Origin of the sequence: Catellatospora sp. NPDC049609, assembly GCF_040675365.1 — a bacterium.
Lineage (GTDB): Bacteria > Actinomycetota > Actinomycetes > Mycobacteriales > Micromonosporaceae > Catellatospora.
In genome coordinates, this window is sequence record NZ_JBFAOU010000281.1 from 1 (window position 1) to 6,724 (window position 6,724).

Annotated in this window: 9 protein-coding genes and 1 pseudogene; 5 read left to right on the forward strand and 5 right to left on the reverse strand. The window is 74.1% G+C overall.

Features of this window, described 5'->3' with window-relative positions:
• On the reverse strand, positions 1-990 hold a 990-nt coding region (locus tag AB0J67_RS38215), incomplete at its 3' end, for an MBL fold metallo-hydrolase (RefSeq protein WP_363490227.1).
• Positions 991-1,029: 39 nt separating this feature from the next.
• Entirely contained in the window at positions 1,030-1,962 is a 933-nt protein-coding gene (locus tag AB0J67_RS38220) for an SDR family NAD(P)-dependent oxidoreductase (protein ID WP_363490229.1), read from the reverse strand.
• A 132-nt stretch (positions 1,963-2,094) separates the two neighbouring features.
• On the opposite strand from AB0J67_RS38220, the gene AB0J67_RS38225 reads away from it, so the two are divergent.
• The 5 genes and pseudogenes from AB0J67_RS38225 to AB0J67_RS38245 all read left to right on the forward strand — a co-directional run bounded on the left by AB0J67_RS38225 (position 2,095) and on the right by AB0J67_RS38245 (position 5,083).
• Entirely contained in the window at positions 2,095-2,643 is a 549-nt protein-coding gene (locus tag AB0J67_RS38225; RefSeq protein ID WP_363490231.1) for a TetR/AcrR family transcriptional regulator, read from the forward strand.
• A 49-nt stretch (positions 2,644-2,692) separates the two neighbouring features.
• Positions 2,693-3,406, forward strand: a complete 714-nt coding sequence (locus AB0J67_RS38230; protein ID WP_363490233.1) for an SDR family NAD(P)-dependent oxidoreductase — start codon at positions 2,693-2,695, stop codon at positions 3,404-3,406.
• Positions 3,407-3,466: 60 nt separating this feature from the next.
• Positions 3,467-4,330: a hypothetical protein gene (locus tag AB0J67_RS38235; protein WP_363490235.1), complete on the forward strand. Its 864-nt coding sequence runs from the start codon at positions 3,467-3,469 to the stop codon at positions 4,328-4,330.
• 133 nt (positions 4,331-4,463) lie between these two features.
• Positions 4,464-4,805 (forward strand): annotated as a pseudogene (locus AB0J67_RS38240) (alpha/beta fold hydrolase); the annotation flags it as partial.
• Between the two features lie 17 nt (positions 4,806-4,822).
• Positions 4,823-5,083, forward strand: coding sequence for an alpha/beta hydrolase (locus AB0J67_RS38245; protein ID WP_363490243.1), 261 nt, complete (start codon positions 4,823-4,825; stop codon positions 5,081-5,083).
• Here AB0J67_RS38245 and AB0J67_RS38250 read toward each other — a convergent pair.
• From AB0J67_RS38250 to AB0J67_RS38260, 3 genes are all read right to left on the reverse strand, one after another.
• Complete coding sequence (locus tag AB0J67_RS38250) at positions 5,067-5,759, reverse strand: hypothetical protein (RefSeq protein WP_363490237.1); 693 nt, start codon at positions 5,757-5,759, stop codon at positions 5,067-5,069. The genes AB0J67_RS38245 and AB0J67_RS38250 overlap by 17 nt on opposite strands.
• A gap of 107 nt (positions 5,760-5,866) precedes the next feature.
• Positions 5,867-6,259 (reverse strand): VOC family protein, encoded by a 393-nt coding sequence (locus AB0J67_RS38255; protein WP_363490239.1) that lies wholly within the window; start codon positions 6,257-6,259, stop codon positions 5,867-5,869.
• Positions 6,256-6,543, reverse strand: coding sequence for a metalloregulator ArsR/SmtB family transcription factor (locus AB0J67_RS38260; protein ID WP_363490241.1), 288 nt, complete (start codon positions 6,541-6,543; stop codon positions 6,256-6,258). The genes AB0J67_RS38255 and AB0J67_RS38260 overlap by 4 nt, the downstream gene beginning before the upstream one ends.
• Positions 6,544-6,724 lie beyond the last annotated feature (181 nt).

A 6,724-nucleotide genomic window follows, 5' to 3' on the forward strand; every position in this document is an offset into this window, starting at 1 on the left:
GCCGACGTCGCGCTCGCCGGGGCGGGGCACGGCGAGCGCGACGTCGCGGGCCTTGGTCTCGGCCCAGACCCGGTCCACGGGCTCGGACCACGAGTGCAGGGCGAGGTTGAAGGTCGCCCAGTGGACCGGGATGAGCAGGCCGCCGCGCAGGTCGAGGTGGGCCTCGACGGCCTCCTCCGGGAACATGTGGATCTCGGGCCAGCCCTTGTCGTACGCGCCGATCTGCATCAGCGTGGCGTCGAAGGGGCCGTGGCGCTCCCCGATCGCGGCGTAGCCGTCGAAGTAGCCGGAGTCGCCGGTGTAGAAGACGCGGCGGTGCTCGCCCGCGATCACCCACGAGCTCCACAGGGTGCCGTTGCGGCGCAGCGTACGCCCGGAGAAGTGGCGGGCCTCGGTGGCGGTGAGGGTGAGCCCGGCGACGTCGGCGCTCTCCTCCCAGTCCAGCTCGATGATGCGCGCCTCGGGCACGCCCCAGCGTTCCAGGTGCGCGCCGACGCCCAGCGGCACCAGGAACGGGGCCCGCTGGCCGCGGGTCAGCGCCCGCACGGTGGGCATGTCGAGGTGGTCGTAGTGGTCGTGGGAGATGACGATCGCGTCCAGCCGGGGCAGGTCGGCCAGGGCCACCGGCATCGCGTGCAGGCGCCTGGGCCCGACGCCGGGGGTGGGCGAGCACCGGTCGCTCCACACCGGGTCGAGCAGCACCCGCCGGCCCTCGATCTCGACCAGCACGGTGGCGTGGCCGTACCAGGTCAGGTGCAGGCCGTCCGCGCTGTCCGCGGGCGGCGCGGTGACCAGTGGCACGGGCCCGGACGGCCGCCGCTTCTCACCACCGGTGAGGAACTCGCGGATGGACGGTCGGCTGTCGCCGCCGACCATGGTGCGGGTCTGCGTGGAGTTGCGGAAGGCGCCGTCGTGGTAGTGCGGCGACTGCCGCACCCGTTGCGCGCGTGCTCCGGTGGGCTGGGCGCCCAGTGCGGCGAGGATGGCCATCGTGGTGTCCTTGGCGGTCGGGTCGGACGGGATCGGTGGTCAGACGGGGAAGGTGACGCCGGTGAGCCGGCGCGACTCCTGCCAGAGCCGGCGCTGGGCGAGCTTGTCGTGCGAGCGGGCGGACGAGCCGACGCGCCTGGGGTGCCCCCTGACCTCGCCGAGGCCGTCGGGGCCGTAGTACTCGCCGCCGCGGACGTCGGGGTCGGTGGCGGCGCGCAGCGTCGGCAGCGCGCCCCGCTCGGCGCTCTGGCTGATCAGCGGCCCGACGACCGGGAACAGCCGGCGGATCAGGGGCGGGGAGTTGCGGGTCAGCTCGGTGGCGGCGCCGCCGGGGTGGGCCGCGACGGCGGCGGTCGGCGCGCCGACCACGTCCAACCGGCGCTGCAGCTCGTAGGTGAACATCAGGTTGGCCAGCTTGGACTGCGCGTAGGCGCGGTGGCGGCCGTAGCCGCGCTCGGACTGCAGGTCGTCGAAGTCGATCCGGCCGCTGCGGTGGCCGATGCTGCTGACGGTGACGACGCGGGAGCCGGCGACCGGCAGCAGCCGGTCCAGCACCAGGCCGGTGAAGGCGAAGTGCCCGAGATGGTTCGTGCCGAACTGCAGCTCGAACCCGTCGGCGGTGGTGCCGCGCGGGGGCCACATCACGCCCGCGTTGTTGACCAGCAGGTCGATCTCGGGGTGGCGCTCGCGCAGCTCGGCGGCGGCGGCGCGGACCGAGGCCAGGTCGGCCAGGTCGAGGGCGAGCGTCTCGACGCGGGCGCCGGGCGCGGCGGCGCGCAGCCGGGCCACCGCGTCGGCGGCCCGCCGCGGGTCGCGGCAGGCGAGCACGACGGTCGCGCCGCGCTCGGCGAGCACGTGGGCGGCCGCGTACCCGATGCCGGTGTTGGCGCCGGTGACCACGGCGACACGACCGGTCTGGTCGGGCACGTCGGCCGCGGTCCAGCGGTCGGCCCGGATGGCTGTGGGCGTCATCGGCGTCTCCTCGGCATATAATCGGAACGTGCGCCCCACTTACTATACGGAACGCGCGCTCCGGTTAGCCAGTGACCCACGTCTCCCCTTCCGGAGGACGCGGTGAGCGCCCGTTCTGGCACGGTGGAGCCCGTGAAACCGCTCCGTGCCGACGCCCGCCGCAACCGCGCCAAGGTGCTCCAGGTCGCCTACGAGGTGTTCGCCGCGGAGGGCCTCGGCGTGCCCATCGACGAGATCGCCCGGCGGGCCGGGGTAGGCGCGGGCACGGTCTACCGCCACTTCCCCACCAAGGAGGCCCTCTACCGGGCCATCGTGGTGGACCGGGTGGAGCACCTGGTGGCCCAGGCGCGCGAGCTGGCCGCCTCGCGCGAGCCCGGCGCGGCGTTCTACGCCTTCTTCGACCTGATGACCACCGAGGGCGCCACCGACAAGGGCCTGGCCGACGCGCTGGCCGGAGAGGGCATCGACATCGCCGACGTGATGCCCGAGCTCGAACGGGCGTTCAAGGAAGCGCTGCGTGACCTGCTGGAACGCGCCCAGGCCGCGGGCACCGTGCGCGCCGACGTCACCGTCGCCGACGTCAAGACGCTCATGGTCGGCTGCCAGGCGATGCAGCGGTACGGCGGGGACGCCCCGCCCGCCCGCGTGCTCGACGTGGTGCGCGAGGGCCTGCGTCCCTGAATCCGGCGAGCCGCCCGCGTCCGAGGCCGCGGCGCGGCACGATGGGCGCGTGGACGCCGCACAGCCCAGGATCGTCGTGGTGACCGGAGCCAACCGCGGCATCGGCCGCGAGGTCGCCCGGCAGCTGTACGCGCGCGGCGACACGGTCGTGCTCGGCTCCCGCGACCTGGCCAGGGGCCGGCAGGCCGCCGAGGAGCTCGCCGCAGCGCAGCCCGGCGGGCAGGTCATCCCGCTGCGCATGGACGTCACCGACCCGGCCGCCCTGCGCGCGGCGGCCGCCGCGATCGGCGAGCGGTTCCAGCGGGTCGACGTGCTGGTCAACAACGCGGCGATCCTCTACGACACCTGGCAGACGGCGCTGACCGCCGATCTGGACACGGTGCGCGCGGCGCTGGAGACCAACGTGCTCGGCGCCTGGCAGACCACGCTCGCCCTGCTGCCGCTGCTGCGGGTGGGCCGCGGCCCGCGCATCGTCAACGTGTCCAGCGAGGCGGGGTCCCTGGAGACCATGGGCGGCGGGACGCCCGCGTACGCCGTCTCGAAGACCGCGCTCAACGCGCTCACCCGCAAGCTCGCCGCCGAGCTGGCGACCAGCGGCATCCTGGTCAACGCGGTCTGTCCGGGCTGGATCGCCACCGACATGGGCGGGCCGGGCGGGCGCCCGGTCGCCGAGGGCGCGGCCGGTGTGCTGTGGGCGATCGACCTGCCGGAGAACGGGCCCACCGGCGGTTTCTTCCGCCACGGCGTCGCCCTGCCGTGGTAATTGGCTGGCGGCCGGTCGCGACCGCTGGTTAGCGTGCGGTCTGCTGACGACCCATGAGAGGTGGTTGTGCCGGTCGACACCGATCCATCCGCAGCTGCCCTGTCCAGCCGCATCCGCCTGCACCGGCGCACCTGGCGGCACGAGGGGCGCGGGTATGAGGTCATGTCGCTGCGGCCGGGGGATCCGACGCGGTTCTCCGTGGAGCGCTGGCAGCGGGTCCTGCTGATCCGGTCCGATCTGGCCGGTGCCCGGCTGCTCGGCCGGCTGCTGTGGGACCTGTCCTACCAGCACCGACCCGGCGCGCTGCTGGTGCTCGACCCGCACCACCTGGCCCCGGACCCGTTCCACGGCCGGCCCAGCCCCACCGTCGTGTTCGGCCTGGCCCCCGCCACGGTGCTCACCGCCGCGACCGTGCGGGCGCTGCGCCGACCGGCGCTGTGGCGCACCCGCCCCGACGGCACCGTCGGCTGGCGCACCGCGAGCCTCGCCGAGGCGTACGCCGAGTGCAGAGCCCGGCAGGACGCCCGAGCGGCCGGCACGCCCGTGGCCTGGCCCCACCTCCCGGAGCAGCCGGACCCGGTCGTGCTCGACGCGGGAAGCGCGTGCGCGGTGCTGGCCACGGCGCCGATGCTGCGCGACTGGGCGGTCGCCGTGACGGGCGCGGGCTCCTACTGGCACAGCGGGGAGTCGTGCACCGAACCGTGCTACGGGTCGGGCATCGACGTGCACGCGGTGCGGCACTACCAGCGCCTGGTGTCCGCCGCGACCAGAGCCAGGGCCGAGGTGCTCGCCGCACCGGACCGTCCGGCCGACCCGGCCGGGCTCGACTGCCGCGTCTCGCGGCACGCGGTCACCGTCGCGGGCCGCCGCCCCGGCCCGTGGGACGACGCCCCGTCCCCCGCGGCGGCCGTCGCCGGGCGATGACCCGTTCCCCCACGTCGACAGGTCGGCCGGTGGCACGCGCTAGGTTCGGGGCGTGAGCGACTACCGGACAGTGCACGCCGACGGGATCGACCTCGCCTACCGGGCATGGGGCGAGCCGGACGCGCCGCCGCTCGTGCTGCTGCACGGCATCGGCGGCGGCGGCCCCGGAGACTGGGACACCGTCGCGGCCGACCTGTCCGACGCGTGGCGGGTGTACGCGCTCGACCAGCGCGGCCATGGCGCCGGCGACCGCACCGGCGCCTACGCGATCGACCTGCTCGTCGGTGACGTGCGCGCCTTCCTCGACGCGCTCGGCCTCGGCCGGGCCGTCGTGGTCGGGCACTCGCTCGGCGGCGTGGTGGCCTACCTGTTCGCGGCCCGGCACCCGGCGCGGGTCGACGCGCTGGTCGTGGAGGACGCGGGCCTCATGTACCCGCGCACCCCCTGCCGCCCCGGCGGCCGGACGGCGAGCTGCCGTTCGACTGGGACGCGGTGCTCGCGCTGCGCGGCCAGATCGACGAGCCCGACCCGCGCTGGCGCGACGAGGCCCGCGCCATCACCGTGCCGACGCTGCTGGTCTCCGGCGGCCCGACCAGCTACGTGCGCCAGGAGACGATCGCCGAGCTGGCGCAGGCGCTGCCGCGCGGCGAGCTGACCGTGATCGACGCCGGGCACCTGGTGCACCAGGAGCGCCCCGCCGAGTTCGGCGCGGCGGTGCGCTCCTTCCTGGGCTCGGTCACTTCCCGTAGGTGACGTAGTCCTGGTCGTCGTCGGGCGGGTTGCCCAGCGAGCAGATCTGCCCGTACTTCGCCAGCACCAGGCGGCCCGCGCGGGCGTCGGACTCGTCGTCGAAGACGTGCAGCACGTGGTCGTCGTCCTTGACCCGCCAGCCGTGGCCGCTGCCCATGTCGTTGACCTGCAGGTTGCCCCGGTCGTACGACGAGCAGGCCTCGTCCTCGCCCGGGATCGTGGTCCGCTTGCCCGACGGGTCACGCCAGTAGTCGAAGACGTAGGCGTTCTCGTCCTCCCGGCCGTTGTCCCGGCCGATGAAGCAGTGCCGCTTGTAGCGCTGCGCCAGCGCCAGGCCCTGGTCGCCGATCTGCTCCCCCGGCCCGCCGTGCAGCCGGGCGACCAGCTTGGACCCGTCGCGGACCTCGTGGATCCCGGCCTCGTAGTGCACGGTCAGGTTGTTCGGGTTGTACGACACGCAGTCGGCGGGCGACGGCCACGACGGCGCGGCCGGTGACGGCCTGGCCGACGAGCGCGCGGGCGAGGGCACGGCGGACGGCTCCGGCGGGGCGGCCGTCGGGCTCACCTCGGTGGCGAAGGTCGGCGGCGCCGTGACCGGGTCGCCCTTGTCGGAGGCGCAGGCGGTGCCGACGGCGAGCACGCAGGCCGCGGCGAGCAGGAAGTGAGGGGTACGGCGCATGCCTGGATGCTAGGCGCGCCCGCGCCCGGACTCAGTCGCGAAAGAGCCTCACGACGGTGCATCTCCCGACAGTCCGGGCCGCGGCCGCCGCGGCCCGGACTGTCGGCTCAGCCCTGGTACTGGGCGATCTGGATGAGGTTGCCGCAGGTGTCGTCGAGGACGGCCGTGATGACCGGGCCCATCTCCAGCGGGGGCTGGGTGAACACGACGCCGAGCTTGCTGAGCCGCTCGTACTCCGCGTTGACGTCGGCCACGGCGAACGAGTTGAACGGGATGCCATCGTCGACCAGCGCGCTCTTGAACGGCTTGGCGGCCGGGTGGCCGTCGGGCTCCAGCACGAGTTCGACGCCATCGGGGTCCTCCGGCGACACGACGGTGATCCAGCGGTGCTCGTCGCCCATCGGCACGTCGTGCTTCTTCACGAAGCCGAGCACGTCGGTGTAGAAGGCCAGCGCCTTGTCCTGGTCGTCGACGAGGATGCTGCTGAGGGTGACTCTCATGGGTTCTCCTGCGGCTTCTTGCGGATCCACCGCTCGGCGATCTGCGCGAGCGGCGCGGTGTCCAGGGTGTGGAACTTGTAGCGCCCCTCCCGGCGGGTGCGCACGAGACCGGCGGCCTCGAGCAGCTCCAGGTGCTGTGAGATCGCCTGGCGGGAGGAGCTGATCTGGTGGTTGGTGGTCAGCCGCGCACAGATCTCGAACAGCGTCTGGTCGTCGCGTTCGGCCAGCCCGTCCAGGATCCGCCTGCGGGTCGGGTCTGCCAGCGCTTTGAAGACGTCGGCCACCGGGCCACTATAGGCAAGTAACCACTTGCCTATCAAGTCCGACCTGCGGTCGGGTCAACGCACATCGGCTACCCGAGGTGACAGACGGGCCGGCGGTCGCTCACCCCCGTTAGCGACCGCCGGCCCTTCACTGTCCGGGTGGACGCCGTCCCCCAACGGCATCTGTCCACCCATCCCCCTG